The following is a 15001-nucleotide window of genomic DNA, read 5'->3' as shown; positions in this document are numbered from 1 at the left end:
GGGAGATTGAACGGGATCTATCCGATCAAACCGGGCGGTTCGACGGGTTTTATCTCGGTCTGTGGCCCGCCGCAAACTACCACGCGAACGGCTGGGTGAAAGACCTTCACCAGTATATCGACGATGCGTCACTGACCGACAGACGCTGGTACCAGCTCCAGGACTACCCGGAGAACGTCCTCGATCAACTCACCTACGGACAGCGGGAACTGATCGCCATCCCGTTCGGTATCGAAACCTACGGCTGTCTCGCCTACGACGAACCGACGTTCCAGCGACTCGGGCTGTCGGAGCCGACGGATTTCGAGTCGCTGATGCACGCGGCCAAAACCATCCACGAATCCGACCACGTCGACCGCTACGGTATCTGTTCGCGTGGCAGTGCCGATCCAGTCTCAACGGCGAACTGGGCGACGATGTTCAAATCCAACGGCGCCGACTGGATCGATCACCGAACTGGGAAGGCGACACTGAACTCCGAGGCGGGTGTCGAATCGCTCCGGACCTACGCCGAACTCATGGGAACGTACGGACCTCCCGATAGCGGCGAACTCAACTGGCTCCGTGCGAACGAAACCTACGGTAACGGACAGACGGGGATGGTGTATCATACCCCCGCGACCGCGGGTGTCTTCAGTGACGAACAGTACAACCGCACGAAATGGCTCCCACCGCTTTCGGGTCCCGACGGCGACCGCGTGGCGAGCACGTGGGCGTGGTCGCTGGGAATCAGTCAGTTCTCCTCGGCCCCCGAGGCAGCGTGGCTGTTCGTCCAGTGGGCGACGTGTCGACAGATGAACCTCCTGTTGTCGACTCAACAGTGGCAGGGTCACGGAAGCTACGGCCACGCGCGGAGCAACTGGGTCTTCGATCAGCCGGAGTACCGTCGACGCGGACACGCCGACTCGTGGATCGATGCCCACAGGCAGGGTATCGAGTGTGTTCCCTCGGGTCGACCACCGGTTCCGCTCGATTCCCCACAAAACATGGCGATCATGAGCGAAGCCGCCGAAGCGATGAACGCCGCAATAACGGGTCGAAAATCCCCACAGAACGCACTTGATGATGCCGCCCCCAACATTACCGACTGCCTCCAGCGGAGTCACAGATGAATTGTACACAGGCCTGACCACGCTATAACGAAGCAGAATATGTTCAACGTCGGTGATACCTCCTCTGCGCTTCTGCCCTCTAAGATGAGTCGTAACTTATTATTCGAACATACGCTCATGCGAAGCACGTTGTTGGTTGGATAGAGCTGCCGCTGTGAAAGCGTAGCGGGCAAGAGTGAAGCTGTTGCGTCATCAGGTATGTTCACATTTGAAGTGTTTCGTTCGGAGACTGCTGCCGTGAACCAGGCTCAGTAGGTTCGCTGTCATGATGGCCTCTACTGCCCGCACTGCCGCAGTGAGTCAGTGATTGACTACGGCAGCTATCGACTGTTTCAGCGATATCGGTGTAAGGATTGTAGACGCATATTCAACGACAAGACCGATACGATCTTCGCCCACGTGAGGACCGGCCTCGGAACGCTCCTGTTTGCCTTCTACTCATTGCTCCTTCAATACGGGCATCCGCCAGTTAGACGCTGAAACCGACGTTTCATACTGTTCACTTCGACAGCACGTCGGACAGTTCGCCAGAACGCTCAACGTGCCAGTGCTCAACCTGACAGAGCCTATCGAAATCGACAGGCTCTATATTTCTGCTGGGCTGGAAGGCCGCGAGCGCGACCACCGTCGCGCCCGCGTGGCCTTTGAGTCCGGCTTTCACGTACAGCTCGTCGATCTCAACAGGACCTTCGAGGTGTGGCAGAGGCGCATCCAGCGCCCGCAGGAAGCGCTGGATGCGCCGATAGATCGTCTTGTAGGAAACGTCAATTACCACGTCTAGCTGTCTAAAAATCGTGTTGAAGCGGATGTAGGTGTAGACAGCGAGGAACCATTTTTTGAGAGCAACCGCTGAGTGTTCAAAGACTGTGGTTGTCTGGTCGTTGAACGTCCGGTCGCAATTTTCACACTGGTATCGCTGAAACACTCGATAGCTGCCGTACCGAATCACAGATTCGCCACGGCAGCGTGGGCAATAGACGCCGTCACGCCAGCGAACCTGTCGTAGCAGGTTCGCGGCTCGACGCTCCGAGACAAACGTCTTGATTGGAAACATTGTTTGTCGGGTGACACGAACGTGTCACCCTTGCCCGCTGTGACTTCCAGCTACTGCTGAGAGTTGACCAACAATCCTCTACCCAAGAGCGTTAGATTATATTGAACGATACGTCTACACCCGAAGAAAACCACAGCTGCATCTGCTCGACTCAGAGGATGAGTCTTGCACGTACGTCTACAACCTCTCTGAGATGTGGTAGGAATCGACTGCTGAATACAAGGCGCGAGCCGGTCACGGACGAATCAGGATCAACGAGTGTTACAAATGGTGGATATTCGCCAATAATTAGTGAGTGTCTGACAACTGGCATGACTCAATTGGAGTTAGTATGTGGGTTTCGATGCCCAAGGTATATTGTACGCATAAATTATTTATATACCTCCTTGTTAGTGACAGACATGCAGGTGAAATGTTCAGACATTGGTGGAAATTGTGATACTGTTTTTGAAGATAGAAGCGAAATGGGTGGTATTGCATCGTATAAGTGCCCAGTTTGTGGGGAAAAATTAAATGTCCCAAAGAATTTATAGCCGTTCCTACATTTGGTCGGCAGGATTCTGAATTGGACGATTGCACTCTATAACGACCGTTTTCCCTTCCGGAATGTTCTACTTCAATCTGAGTGTTTAATGGACTCATCCTCTATATTCAGCAGAAGTGATTCAATACAATCTGTATCTGATAAGAGATTCGTTGCAAGACTCGCGCTCGCAGTCTTGCAGACATGTCTCATCTGAGTCTATAAGACAGCCAATCAACCTCCGTGTGGATCTTAACCAACAGTATTGGACTCTCACATCCAGTTTTTGGTTAAGTGGTCTCGGCGGTGTTGAGAGTGAGAGAGACGATTGAGAAAAGAACGGTTCTCCGTAGCTGCGATCTACGTCGGGTGTCCAGGAGAGATTGGCCTGCAATATGCTAATCGGCCGCTTAAGTAGCTGGGAGAAGTAGCTCACACCAACCGTCAGAAATGCCACCAGAAGGCTACCCGCCACTCCCAGGATGGATCGAAGACGCGTACTTCGCTCTTGAGTGGTATCTCTGCAAGCAGTCGGATCGAGACTCCTTTACACATCACCAAGCAACAGAACTCATCGCTGAGGCCAATCCAGACTTCGGCGATGCCGATATCGACCACGCCCTTGAGTACCTACTCAACCGCGGCTGGCTTTACGAGGTCGACGACCAACTATTCATTACCGAGTTGCAGTGTGCAAAATTCGACGAATCGAACGACTGACCACATCAAGACAGCCGATATAGCGAGTCTGCGTTAACTACGGGCGTCGACCGCCAAACACCATAGACTACACTACCGAAGAAAGCGTTTCAGACACTCCTATTGAGTAGTTAGCTACCTTAGAGTTTCTCTGAGTCAGTGGTATTATACAACCGAGTCGCCGATACTATTCAATGACCACACAGGGAGATGCTCGGTCAGAATCCTCGACAGAGTTGCGAGATACAATTCAGGATCTCCCGCCAAGCGCGAAGTTAGTCGCTCTTGTCCTCGAACACGACGGAACGCTCAGTCAACAAGAAATTGCCACAGAGTCATTCCTTCCAGAGCGGACCGTTCGGCTCGGCCTTGAACAGTTACAACAAGTCGACGTCGTCGAATCAAGAACATCGCTGAGAGATGCTCGAAAAAGACTCTATTCGCTTACTTTGGAGTCGGCAACTGAGACAGATGCTGCGAGTAATTAGTGTTTGAACCGCTCGACAACATCAGCGAACGCGACAGTCTCGTTGATGTGTCCAATCTGTATTCGAACGCGTTCGCCTACCTCTGTCTCGGGGACAATCACGACGAATCCATGCTCGACACGTGCGAGGCCGTCGCCCTGGTCACCCATCTCATCTATCTCTACGATTCGTTGCTCGCCTACGCTCACCGGTGGGCCCTGCTGGTCACCTTCGTGGTCTGTCTCGCTGCGTGTAGAATCAGACTCATCCACTGCTGACTCCGCCGCCGTCGACAGCAGTGCGATGTTGTGGGCCCGTGAAGCGTCTACGAACCCCTCTTCAACCTCCGCTCTCGGGACTTCGATGACATACGAATCGCTCTGTTCGTCGACGGTCGCTGAAAACAGACAGGTGAGATCTTCAGATATTTTCATAAAGTGTTACGTGTCGAGGGTTTCTACCAACGTCTATTGCGTGTTGTGGTCTGGTTTCTTATTTCGTAGACTACTACTGGAGATCATAGCGAGCAATCGACTCACACTCACAGATCGTACAAACACGTTGGTCAGTCTCAAACGTCGACCCGCAGCGTCGACATTCGTAGAGAGTTTCTGTCTCCTGGCGACCGACTAACCATCCGAGTCGCGCGAACATCTTACTACCCACAATGAGAGAATCCCGAATAAAAGCCTCTGATCGTTCATTCTCTCTCTGTCTAGTGGTTCCGTCGACTATGAGACAATCCTTGGGGAGCTCTTGTCAAAGGGTGTGGGGGAATGGATCCCACAAGTGTGAGACGATGTTCAACGGTAACGGGTGCCCAAGTGCGCTTCGGCCCTCCACAGCGAAGCGCATCTGAAAATACCCATTCCAGGAACATAATTCTGTTTCCTAGTATAAGACTGATGAAAACTCGTCACGAGGGTTTTACACCACCCACCCATTCAAACCAACAGTATACGCCGCGTTTCTACGTTGCCCCACAGTCCACCGACGACGATATCGACCTCACGAGGCTTCGGAGGATCTACGAGAATCATCCCGATATCGTCAGAACCGAGATCGTCTACCAGCGGCCAGGTTTCCGGCGTGATGACGAGGAGGTTCTGGCCGTCGACGTCAACCACGTCGACCGGGTCACAACACTTGCTCGCCAAGCACGACAGCTATCGGAGTTCCCAATCGGAGATCTTGCCTGCTACAACGTCGACCTTTCGCGGGAGTTCCGCTACTGCCTCGAAAACAATATCGATCCAATCCCAGCCAGTGAGTTGTCGAGACTCCGGCTTAGCGTCCCCGTAACCGAGACAACTGGCGATGCCTACACAGAGCTGTCCGTCGACGGCGAAACAATTGCAGGGTCGACAGAAGACATTCTGACAGCTGTACAGGCGGCAGTCGACGAGCGCGATCCCGACATCCTCGTCTGCTCAACGAGCCAGATCATCCCCACACTGCACGAGATGGCCACGAACGCTGGCGTCGACGAATTTTCGCTGAGTCGATGGCCTGATGTCGACTACCAGCAGCTCGCCAGTCAGTCAACGTATTCGAGTTATGGGCGTGTGGGCCACTCCCCAGCCCGATACAACGTTCCCGGTAGAGCAATTATTGATGAGTCAAACACGTTCTTCTACGGCGAGACGAACTTGGATGGTGTTCTCGATCTTGTCTCCCGGTCGAAAAAGCCAATCCAGGAACTCGCGTGGGCCTCGATCGGGAACGTCCTCACCGCGATCCAGATCTGTGAGGCCCATGATCGAGGCGTATTGGTCCCATGGAACTCATGGAGACACGAGTTCTACAAACCGATGGGAACACTCCACGACGCCGACCGGGGTGGGTTCATTTTTGCACCAGAGGTCGGCCTCCATGAGGACGTCCACGAACTGGATTTCTCGTCGTTGTACCCGAACATCATCTGTACACGCAACGTCTCACCCGACGTGATCCGGTGTGAGTGCCATCGAGATCGAAGCGACGTTCCAGGACTCGACTACTCAATCTGCGATGAGCGTGGCTATCTCGTCGATGTGCTGCAACCAATCATCGATGCTCGTGATGAAATCAAGGCCGCGATCCGTCGCGAACAGAATCGAGACGATCCTGACGAGGACCGCTTGGAGGAGCTCGAAGGGCGGTCGGGAGCACTGAAGTGGATCCTCGTCGCCTGCTTCGGCTATCAAGGGTTCAACAATGCGAAATTCGGCCGCATCGAGTGTCACGAAGCAATTAACGCCTACGCTCGTGAGATCCTGTTGACAGCGAAACAGCGGCTGGAGGCCGGTGGCTGGCAGGTCGTCCATGGGATCGTCGACTCAATCTGGGTGACACCCGATCCAGATGTCGATAATAGCCAACGAGTAGACCTCAATGTACTTGCTAGCGACATCTCCGATACGGTCGAGATCCGACTCGAACACGAGGCCCACTACGATTGGGTCGCGTTCGTCCCACAACGAGAGACCACCGCTGGTGCATTGACGAAGTACTTCGGAAAGATGGCTGGTGAAGATGAATTTAAATTGCGAGGAATAGAGGCTCGACAGCGGTCGACGCCGTCGTTTATCGAGGATGTCCAACGAGAGTGTCTCGACCGCTTTGACGAAACGCAATCTCCGGAGGCAGTTCTCGGCTGTCTCAAACGAGCTATTATAAAATTACATACCGGTGACGTGGAGACAGAACAGCTTGTGAAGCGGAATCGTGTCTCAAGACCACTCGACGGATACTCACAAAATACACAGAACGTTGCAGCACTCAAACGCGCTCGTGATAAAGGCATCAGCGTTCATCCTGGACAGGATATCGAATACGTGGTTGTCGACGACGAGAAATCCTCACGAGATCGGGTGGCGCTTGCACACGAGGATGTCGAGACGTATGATCCCTCGTACTACGAGACACAACTCGTCCGAGCTGTCGAAAGTGTCCTTTCGCCGCTTGGGTGGGACCGAACAGACATCCGACGGAAACTTACAGGAACTCAAAAGATGGGTTTGACGACATACACAGCAGACGGAGATCGATAACCGATATCACGAAGGACGTTACGTTAGTAACGAAGGGTTACCGTTCCTCAATGCTGTAACAGACACACCTCAGTCCAAGTGTAAACCAGACGAATGCGGAGGCGGTCGGCTGTCTGTGGCGGCTGGTGACGGTCTAATAGTGGTTATGTGGTTGTGGTTGAATGCTAGTGTTTTATGTGGTGTGTTGACTTAGACCACCGTAGTGCCTTTTCAGCATATATTAACCACCGAATTCTTTTCGGTGATCTCTACGTGAACTGCTAGTCGGATACAGCTCTTCTATCATGTGTTCACAGCACAATCGAGTATCTTAGATCCAATTAACCAGTCCTTCGAGTGGACCCTACCCACGGCTTGTTACACTTGGACTGGGGTGTGTGTGTCTATCTTCGACTTACAGATGGACTGGGGTGTGTCCAATCAACAGTTACAGTTGGATTGGGGTATGTGGCCACTACCACTCGACAGCAGTCAATCCAGCCTTTCACTCAGTAGTAGCCACCAACAGTGTGTTTTACAGTTGGACTGGGGTGAGTAAATATTTATACACAGATGATAACACTCCACCGTGACTCCGGACCACAGCGACAATAGCGACCCTCCCCAGGCCACGTTCACCGGGAGTGATGGGAGTGGTGGGGACCCACTATTCGCCGTCGACGAAGAGACGGCTTCGACACGCCTCATAGAGAACAGCGAGCTCCTTGAGGTCGGTATGGTCCCTGACTCCGACCGTATCGTCGGTCGAGACGAGGAGATACAGCAGATCGGCACTTACCTCCGGCCAGTCGTGGTCAACGAAGCACCGACGCCTGTATTGGTCTATGGCAAGACCGGCACCGGGAAATCACTGGTCGTCAAACACGTCTCATCCCGTGCTAAAGCTGAAGCAGAGCGGCATGACCGCAATATAGCTGTCGCCTATATTGACTGCTCACAACACTCGACTGAGGCACAGGCTGCCTGTGAACTCGCTCGTGAGGTTAACAAAGCTGCCGGGTCGCCGCGACATATCCCATTGAAAGGCCTTGGACGCTCTCATTACTACACTCATGCTTGGGAGTTATTCTCAGAGCACTTCGATGGCGGTATTGTCATTTTAGACGAGATTGACCGCTTACGGCCCGACGAATCGGGTAACCGAGACAATATTCTGATGCAACTTTCGCGGGCCCGTGAATCCGGGAAAATAAATCGCGACCTAGGAATCGTTGGTATCTCGAATAAAATCGACTGGGGCGATGAACTCAACCAGCGGGTTCGGTCGTCACTAGGGAACGAAGAATTTATTTTCCCGCCATATAACGCCGACCAACTCCGAGTGATCATGGAGGCACGTGCGGATGCGTTCAAAGATGGTGTGCTCGAACCATCGGTAATCCCAAGGGCCGCTGCATTGGCAGCTCGGGAACATGGTGATGCACGCAAGGCGATTCGAATTCTGAAAAACGCAGGCGAAATTGCCGAGGACAACCAAGACTCTAAAGTTCGTGAGGAGCATTTGGAGGCCGCTAAACGACGCGCCGAGGCTGACCGGCTTCTTGAACTCTTGTCAACCCAAGCGCCGCACGCTAAACACGTGCTACTGGCTCTTGCGTTACTCACTGATAATGGCGACAACGAAGATGATGAGTACCGGACTACAGAGGTGTTTTCGGTGTACAAGCAAGTGTGTGAGGCAGAGGGTACCGATCCGCTAAAACTCGACCGCGTACGGGATATCCTTGATGAACAGGCGTTTCTCGATATTTCTGAGTCGTATGTTACAAGTGGTGGCCGTGGGGGTGGAGCCTACAAACTCCATCGGCTACTGAAAGATCCAGCCGTAGTGAAAACTTGTGTCGACTCGGATGCGGATAACGATATTGATAGATTAGAATACTGAATCGCTGGTGGTCGTTTCTGTCGGCTTATACACTTGGATTAGGGTGTGTGGTGGGTATTCGGCGGTTCGATATTGAGCTGTTACAGATGGACTGGGGTGTGTGGTAGGTAATTGACGGTTCAACGTTAGGCTGTTACAGATGAACTGAGGTGTGTGATCTATCGACTCCAAAACAGGTAGCTCGTTACACTTGAATTGAGGTGTGTGGTGACCGGTAGTCAGTGGATGACTCAGCTATTGACATGTTGTGATAATTTTCATGTAGCATACGGAGAGTCAAAAATCGGGCTCGGTGGCCCGAGGCCGTTTACCTAATACACCCCTCTATCGATGTGTAACTTTCCAGCTGAGCCTATATGTTGTCAGGGCGAGGTGCGTTCTCGTACTTGACCATCTTCTCGGGCTTGTCAGAGATGGTCTCGTAAATCTGCTGGAGCGTATCCTCAGCAGCGAGCAGATTGTGGTCTTCGAGGAACTCGCGGCCTTCCTCCGTGAGGCCATAGAACTTCCAAGGATAGCCCTGTCGGCGCTGATCATCATTCAGCGCGACCTCCTTGACAATACCTGCTTTGATTAGCTTCTGGATGTGCTTGTAGACGGTGGCGTCGCTCACACTGGGATTGAGTTCCTCAAGTTCGTACATCGAGGGGAGCTGCTCGGGGTGCTGAAGGATGTTGTTAACGAGCGCGAACCGTGTCTGTTGGGTGACGAAGTGAACGAGTTCGCGGGATTCTATCCCCTCAGCGGTTCCCAGGTCGGTGCTCATACAGCACGGTACACGCTCTATCGACAAGTAGTTTACTCTTGGGTAAATTACTCTCGACTAAACAAGACCTGATTATTTCGGTAAATTACTTCATAAACCATATCTCACGGCCTTGATAAGGGCGACGTATGACTAACGAGGAGATACCCGTCCCCGAGGAGATCCTCACAAGTGCGAAGGACCAACTCGACGAGGAGGAGATTTCGCTGGCGGACAACGAAGAAATTCTCCACGCCCTGAGCGAGTTGACGCCGGTCTACGAGAACGACCGTTCGTACTTTGTGCTGGGGAACTACGACCGAGAGCCGATCCGCCGGCTAAATCTCGTGGTCGACCGGCTCAACCGCCGACAAGACGCCTATGCCTTCCGAATGGTCGACATCCGGGGGGAGTGGGACAACAGCATCCAGAAGTTCTGTCTAATCGGCGATATCGTGACCTACCTCGTCGGCGTTGCTGAGAAAGAACCGAGCGATTTCCTCGTCGAGCAAGGGCTACTCGTCGGCACGACTGAGTACTTCGCGAAGAGTCACGTCCTCAAGCGGGACTACGAGGACGAAGACCACCCCTTCGGTTGGATGCAGGACGGCGTTTTTGAGCTGTTCGGCCAGGAAGATCGGCTGTATCGCTGGCAGACCGAAGAGGAGCTTGTCGACGTGACAGAAGACCTCCCGTGACGGTGGGTGGGACCGATATTGCCTGCATCAACCAACGTAAGCGGTGACATCTCCCCGCGATGAATAGCGCGGAGGGCGTTATTTGTCTGAATTGACCGGCCCTTTGTACTTTGATTTAACTCGATCTCCGTCTCGCCACTGCCAGTAGTAGTAGCGATTGTCGTTGATCTCCTTGATGGTAATCGTGGCTTTTGTCGGAACATCGTCGGGGAGGTCGACCGGCCGTTCCTTGATCTCGTCGTCATCCGACTCATCCTTGAGGCGGGCCTCGCGAGCTTTGTGCTCGGCCAGTGCCTCGGCGTAGCGGACAACGTCCTGGAGCTGGTCTGGAGGGTAGCCATTGAGGGTGTTGACGATCTCAGCTGGAAGTTCCGCCGATGGGGTTGGAGGTTCGTAGGACATCAGCTGTCGCCTCGTATTAACCAACAAAACGCCTATCGACATAGATTTGTTGGTTAATTCTATTGGCTAATTTCATCCGCTCAAATCAAGTCAGCAATTCCTACCTCTTTTGATACATGGTCACTGCCTGCCGGACCAGTGCCTCGTGGGGGTCACACGCCTCGCGGTGTTCTGTAACTTGTTCGAATGCTTCCTTGATGCCGATATTTTGTGCTGTGTTGAATAGCGTCCTTTGAGCGATGGTGAAGCGGAACCGGTTCTGAGACTACGACCCTTAACGGCTCACACGGCTACTCAATTTCCGCCTCCCTCTCCGAGCACCGCTATTCAACAGAGCAATATTTTGTACGATCGCAATAGCAGTAGCCGCGACTGAGGGGCTCCGGGAGGCACCACGAGAACAATGGACCAGCACGGTCTCGCCCGATTCAAGAGCTGAGACCAGTACGTCGACGGCCTCGTTGAACTGCACTCGATCGTTTTGTCGACCGTCAGTAAGCGGGACCTGCCTCACTGACACCGACTCCAGAAACCCGGTGTCGGGAGGGCTGTGGGTCAAGGAAACGACCGTCTCAATCCCGTGATTCTCTAGGAGTAGTCCCGTACCAGTGTCTTCGATCGTGTCGACGAATAGTGACTCAGCGCCGCGATCCATGTGTCAGGTCCTCCGTAGTAGCGTCAATCGGTACTTGGATGGGTCGTCGAATGTCGATTGGCCGGTGACGATTCCTGGAGTCTCGAACTGAGCTTCGAGTATTTCTGCGTTCCTCAGCGTGAACTCGATACCAACCTCCACGTGGTCTAGGACCACGTTTTCGGGACCACCACAGTCGTCGATGATCGCAGGTAATTCCTCACGAGCGCCAACGCTCCTGGACAGCCTAACGACGCTCACGTCTCGCAGGTTTGAGTTGATGTGAGCATAGTCTGCCCGTAGCAGCATCGGCTGGGAAAACAGTGTGTACACGTCTGTCGCGAGTTCTCAGATTCGCTGCTCTTGCTGGATCGGAACGACTACCCCGAAGGCATCTTCAAACCGGGTTAGATCGGCTGCGGTTGGATCACCGGTGACGAGGGCTATCGTGACGGCATCACTGGCGCACGTCTCGGCTACACGAACTGCAATGTCGACCGTCCCGTCTGCTGCGGTGCTACCTGTTGTGACGACGACGACGACGTCGAACTCGGTGAACTAGTCATCGGTGATAGATGCCGTACAGTCGATGACGGAGTCAACTGGGTACGGAGCTTCGTCTGGAACCATCTCTGACCTAAATTTTTATACGTGCTGTGCCCCAAGTGGCAGATATGAGTACCGCCGTCGACCCGACGATTACCCTCACAAAAGACGACGGTTGGTGGATTGCCAGAGATACTGAGACTGGAGTCGTCAGCCAGGGCGAGGATCGAGGTGAGGCGCTAGAGAACCTCGATGAGGCTCTGAGTGGTTACCACGGTGAAGGACGAACACCCACTGATGAAGACCTCCGTGCGGCTGGTATTGACCCTGAGCGTAACGTTTCTGGCGAACCGGAACCAGATTCAGAAACCTTCGATCTTTCCTAGTTGATGGTCCGCCGGACGTATTCGGGCGAAGACGTCCGGAAGGTGTTGGTGAATAACGGTCCTTTCTATATAGACCGGATACGGGGTGATCACTACATACTTCGTTGGGACCCTCCCGAAGGCCATGACGCTGATGCGCGCACTGTCCCCGTACCAGACCACGATGAGATCCGACACGGTACACTCAAAGGCATTGGAAAGCAGGCTGGGATGAAAGATTTCGAGAAGTTCCTTGACTGGCTAGATCGCAATCTGTGAATCACAATCCAACTGGAGAAATCAGTTACTTCAGCCGATAGCCTCAATTATCGGTTAAGGTCGACGCACAGAACATCACCGACAGATAGAGAACGAGATCAGCAGGACAATTGCAATACTCAGAGGACAAGTCTTGCACTTACGTCTGCAATCTCTTGGGATGTGGCAGGAATCGACTGTTGAATACAAGGCGCACATCTCGCCCCTCTCCGGAGTACACAGCAAGCTGTCGACGACCTATGAGTTACAAGCGAACACAGGAGTCATCAATAGCGCAGCCGTAACTACAGACTGTCGATGGATCTAGAAATTATATTTATCTGTCCTTTCTTAGTTTTCTACGCACCATTCGAACCGCTGAACGGCAGTTGAAACGCCACCACGCTCCGTCGGGGCTCGTCAGCTGTAATTATCAACTTACCATCAAGCATTGTGGTAATCCGCTTCATCAACCACAAATCAATCCCAAGACTGTGGCCCAGTGGCCTCTTCTTGCCCCCTGTGACCTCGAACTACTGCTGAGAACTGACCAACAATCCTCTACCTAAGGGCAATCGATTAAACTCTATATTCACTAAGAGACTGTTCTATTCAGCAATCTCAACATCAGTGATTTCGAACCGTGCTCCGCCCACATAACCATCGGTCACATTAATACACCAACCATGTGCATCAACAATTTCTTTCACTATCGACAGGCCGAATCCCGTTCCGACTTCCGTCGTCGTGTGTCCGGCCTTGAAGATCTCGGTGCGCTCTTCCTCAGGGATTCCAGGACCATCGTCTTCGATGTAAAATCCATTGTCGAGATCTCCAACCGTGACCGTTACGTCGTTCCCACCATGTTCTATAGCATTTCGTATCAGATTTCCGAACAATTGGTGAAGTCGATTTCCGTCAGCGTGGATCGTCCGAGAACTCTCGATCTGAAGGGTTGCGTTTTCTGTTTCGGCTGTGACCCAACTCTCTTTCATACAATTAGAGAGTGAAACGGACTCTAGCTCCTCTATCCTCTGTCCTTGCTTCGCCAACATTAAGATGTTCTCGATCAACTCCTGCATCCTCATATGAGCACTCCGGATCGTCTCAATACATGAATCATCATATTCATTTGCAAGGGTATCCAGATGCCCTATTGCCACGCTCAGCGGATTCCGAAGATCGTGACTCACGACATTTGCGAAGTCTTCGAGTTCGTCCGTTTTTTGCCTGAGTTCATTTTCCATCTGTTTCCGATCAGTAATGTCAATGTAGGTTGCTAAAATCTCGTCACTCCCATCCGTAAGCGGTGCCCCATTGAGCAAGAACGTTCGCTGTTCTCCATCACCAGTTCGCCGTTTTACTTCTTGACAAACCTGTTCACCCTGTTGTAACCGATTGTTGACCTCATGTGCTTGGCCGGATTCAACACTCTCAACAATTAATTTGTCAAGTGACGAACCACCCAATTCTTGCCCAGTGAATCCGAACGTCTGCTTAAATTGTTGATTTGGCAGCTTCACAATCGGCTCACCCTTGTCGAACTCGATAAGGACGAGTGGAACAGGAATCGCATCAAGTAGACCAGCAAGCCGATCTCGTTGCTGTTTAAGTCGCTCTTGGGACTCTCTGAGATCAGTAATGCCCTCGTTGATAGCGACAAAACGGATGATATCACCGGTGTCATCCGTAATCGGGGAGATAGTCTGTTTGGCGACATACCGTTCACCACTTTTTCGTTTATTGGTTATTTCACCCTCCCAGACGTTACCTGCAAGAATCGTGTTCCAAAGCCGCTCGTAGAATCTATCGTCATGCACACCGGACTGCAGAATATTTGCATTGCTACCGACTGCTTCCTCAGCAGAATATCCTGTTTGGTCTTCAAATGCTGGATTAACGTATTCGATAGTCCCAGTTGTGTCAGTCCAGTAGATAGAGTGACCAGTATTCTTGACTGCGTCCCGAAACGACCGAAGTTTCATCTTTTTTGATACAATTTTGTCTGACGCTGTCATGATAAATTATAATTATAATACAAGGTACTTAAAATACAAGAACTCAAACCAAGAGTTCGGTCCTCTCTGGATCGGCACTGTCTAATCAAACCAGTTTGAAAAGTGAACAGTTCGTAGTTTGAGTTGGTCCTGCTGTCGCCAGAACTACTCAGAGAGACGTTGAATACGGCAAATCTTGAATATTGGAACGAGAGCGGACGGTGATGCCCGCTAGGGTGTGCCCGTCCGGCTCCACGCAACCGGCTATTCGCTTAGAGATACACAAACGATTCTCCGGCTATTCGGCGTTCAACGCTCTTATCAGGCGATCTTTCAGTGGGTATATCGAGTAGCTGATAGCGTTCCCGACCCGCCTGAGGCGAAGCCGAAGCGGGTCGCTGTAGGCGAGACCGCTGTCAAAGTCCAGAGCGCTTCGACAGAAGCCAAGGAGGCCGGCCATTCGTCTTTAGTTAAGACTCACACCTCGGTTGCGTAGCGGTAGCGAGCGTCTCTTGTAAGATCGGTCGTTGCTTGTGGATCTTCTGTGCGTCCTTGATCAGCCGCTCCAACAGCGGCGGTGGCGA

14 protein-coding genes and 3 pseudogenes are annotated in these 15001 nt (G+C 52.5%); 10 read left to right on the top strand and 7 right to left on the bottom strand.

The features are described from left to right. Positions 1-1112: extracellular solute-binding protein (locus NO877_RS19355; protein WP_256397933.1), on the top strand; the 1112-nt coding region annotated here is incomplete at its 5' end. A 198-nt stretch (positions 1113-1310) separates the two neighbouring features. Next, positions 1311-1767: pseudogene (locus tag NO877_RS19350) on the top strand (transposase); the annotation flags it as partial. Here NO877_RS19350 and NO877_RS19345 read toward each other — a convergent pair. Continuing rightward, positions 1753-2166, bottom strand: a pseudogene (locus NO877_RS19345) (transposase); the annotation flags it as partial. The pseudogenes NO877_RS19350 and NO877_RS19345 sit on opposite strands and share 15 nt — an antisense overlap. 973 nt (positions 2167-3139) lie before the next feature. On the opposite strand from NO877_RS19345, the gene NO877_RS19340 reads away from it, so the two are divergent. Together NO877_RS19340 and NO877_RS19335 are read left to right on the top strand one after the other, a co-directional pair. After that, positions 3140-3409, top strand: coding sequence for a hypothetical protein (locus tag NO877_RS19340; protein WP_256397932.1), 270 nt, complete (start codon positions 3140-3142; stop codon positions 3407-3409). 173 nt (positions 3410-3582) lie between these two features. Beyond that, on the top strand, positions 3583-3876 hold the full coding sequence (locus NO877_RS19335; RefSeq protein WP_256397931.1) for an ArsR family transcriptional regulator: 294 nt from the start codon (positions 3583-3585) through the stop codon (positions 3874-3876). Here the strand turns inward: NO877_RS19335 and NO877_RS19330 are convergent. Next, complete coding sequence (locus NO877_RS19330) at positions 3873-4289, bottom strand: TRAM domain-containing protein (protein WP_256397930.1); 417 nt, start codon at positions 4287-4289, stop codon at positions 3873-3875. The two genes, NO877_RS19335 and NO877_RS19330, sit on opposite strands and share 4 nt — an antisense overlap. 471 nt (positions 4290-4760) lie before the next feature. Between NO877_RS19330 and NO877_RS19325 the strand changes: the two genes are divergently transcribed. Then, entirely contained in the window at positions 4761-6887 is a 2127-nt protein-coding gene (locus tag NO877_RS19325; RefSeq protein ID WP_256397929.1) for a type B DNA-directed DNA polymerase, read from the top strand. A gap of 685 nt (positions 6888-7572) precedes the next feature. Next, on the top strand, positions 7573-8772 hold the full coding sequence (locus tag NO877_RS19320) for a Cdc6/Cdc18 family protein (RefSeq protein WP_256397934.1): 1200 nt from the start codon (positions 7573-7575) through the stop codon (positions 8770-8772). Between the two features lie 352 nt (positions 8773-9124). Here the strand turns inward: NO877_RS19320 and NO877_RS19315 are convergent, their stop codons facing one another. Then, on the bottom strand, positions 9125-9538 hold the full coding sequence (locus NO877_RS19315) for a MarR family transcriptional regulator (RefSeq protein ID WP_256397928.1): 414 nt from the start codon (positions 9536-9538) through the stop codon (positions 9125-9127). A 128-nt stretch (positions 9539-9666) separates the two neighbouring features. On the opposite strand from NO877_RS19315, the gene NO877_RS19310 reads away from it, so the two are divergent. Then, positions 9667-10215: a DUF8170 family protein gene (locus NO877_RS19310; protein ID WP_256397927.1), complete on the top strand. Its 549-nt coding sequence runs from the start codon at positions 9667-9669 to the stop codon at positions 10213-10215. A gap of 78 nt (positions 10216-10293) precedes the next feature. Here NO877_RS19310 and NO877_RS19305 read toward each other — a convergent pair whose 3' ends face one another. The 3 genes from NO877_RS19305 to NO877_RS19300 form a co-directional block, all read right to left on the bottom strand. Further along, on the bottom strand, positions 10294-10617 hold the full coding sequence (locus NO877_RS19305; RefSeq protein ID WP_256397926.1) for a DUF6788 family protein: 324 nt from the start codon (positions 10615-10617) through the stop codon (positions 10294-10296). Positions 10618-10891: 274 nt separating this feature from the next. Further along, positions 10892-11272 (bottom strand): dual specificity protein phosphatase family protein, encoded by a 381-nt coding sequence (locus NO877_RS20005; protein ID WP_379827742.1) that lies wholly within the window; start codon positions 11270-11272, stop codon positions 10892-10894. A 3-nt stretch (positions 11273-11275) separates the two neighbouring features. After that, on the bottom strand, positions 11276-11560 hold the full coding sequence (locus NO877_RS19300) for a hypothetical protein (RefSeq protein WP_256397925.1): 285 nt from the start codon (positions 11558-11560) through the stop codon (positions 11276-11278). 365 nt (positions 11561-11925) lie between these two features. On the opposite strand from NO877_RS19300, the gene NO877_RS19295 reads away from it, so the two are divergent. Further along, a complete protein-coding gene (locus NO877_RS19295; protein WP_256397924.1) occupies positions 11926-12183 on the top strand; it encodes a type II toxin-antitoxin system HicB family antitoxin in 258 nt (85 codons plus the stop codon). Between the two features lie 3 nt (positions 12184-12186). Further along, the gene (locus NO877_RS19290; RefSeq protein ID WP_256397923.1) at positions 12187-12441 is read left to right on the top strand and encodes a type II toxin-antitoxin system HicA family toxin; all 255 of its coding nucleotides are present in this window, start codon (positions 12187-12189) and stop codon (positions 12439-12441) included. A gap of 587 nt (positions 12442-13028) precedes the next feature. On the opposite strand, the gene NO877_RS19285 is transcribed toward NO877_RS19290, so the two are convergent. Beyond that, complete coding sequence (locus tag NO877_RS19285; RefSeq protein WP_256397922.1) at positions 13029-14438, bottom strand: PAS domain-containing sensor histidine kinase; 1410 nt, start codon at positions 14436-14438, stop codon at positions 13029-13031. 129 nt (positions 14439-14567) lie between these two features. Here NO877_RS19285 and NO877_RS19280 point away from each other — a divergent pair. Next, positions 14568-14841: pseudogene (locus tag NO877_RS19280) on the top strand (transposase domain-containing protein); the annotation flags it as partial. Positions 14842-15001: the final 160 nt, after the last annotated feature.

It is taken from the genome of Halohasta litorea (assembly GCF_024494645.1).
GTDB lineage: Archaea > Halobacteriota > Halobacteria > Halobacteriales > Haloferacaceae > Halohasta > Halohasta litorea.
Note: the sequence above shows the minus strand (reverse complement) of the source record. Positions and strands in the feature narration are given on the sequence as shown.

Excerpts from the sequence above, each read along its gene's own strand:
- NO877_RS19290 (WP_256397923.1), top strand. The coding sequence starts at position 12,187 with ATGGTCCGCCGGACGTATTCGGGCGAAGACGTCCGGAAGGTGTTGGTG.
- NO877_RS19335 (WP_256397931.1), top strand. The coding sequence starts at position 3,583 with ATGACCACACAGGGAGATGCTCGGTCAGAATCCTCGACAGAGTTGCGA.
- NO877_RS19330 (WP_256397930.1), bottom strand. The coding sequence starts at position 4,289 with ATGAAAATATCTGAAGATCTCACCTGTCTGTTTTCAGCGACCGTCGAC.
- NO877_RS19300 (WP_256397925.1), bottom strand. The coding sequence starts at position 11,560 with ATGCTGCTACGGGCAGACTATGCTCACATCAACTCAAACCTGCGAGAC.
- NO877_RS19315 (WP_256397928.1), bottom strand. The coding sequence starts at position 9,538 with ATGAGCACCGACCTGGGAACCGCTGAGGGGATAGAATCCCGCGAACTC.
- NO877_RS19310 (WP_256397927.1), top strand. The coding sequence starts at position 9,667 with ATGACTAACGAGGAGATACCCGTCCCCGAGGAGATCCTCACAAGTGCG.
- NO877_RS20005 (WP_379827742.1), bottom strand. The coding sequence starts at position 11,272 with ATGGATCGCGGCGCTGAGTCACTATTCGTCGACACGATCGAAGACACT.
- NO877_RS19305 (WP_256397926.1), bottom strand. The coding sequence starts at position 10,617 with ATGTCCTACGAACCTCCAACCCCATCGGCGGAACTTCCAGCTGAGATC.
- NO877_RS19285 (WP_256397922.1), bottom strand. The coding sequence starts at position 14,438 with ATGACAGCGTCAGACAAAATTGTATCAAAAAAGATGAAACTTCGGTCG.
- NO877_RS19340 (WP_256397932.1), top strand. The coding sequence starts at position 3,140 with ATGCCACCAGAAGGCTACCCGCCACTCCCAGGATGGATCGAAGACGCG.
- NO877_RS19325 (WP_256397929.1), top strand. The coding sequence starts at position 4,761 with ATGAAAACTCGTCACGAGGGTTTTACACCACCCACCCATTCAAACCAA.
- NO877_RS19295 (WP_256397924.1), top strand. The coding sequence starts at position 11,926 with ATGAGTACCGCCGTCGACCCGACGATTACCCTCACAAAAGACGACGGT.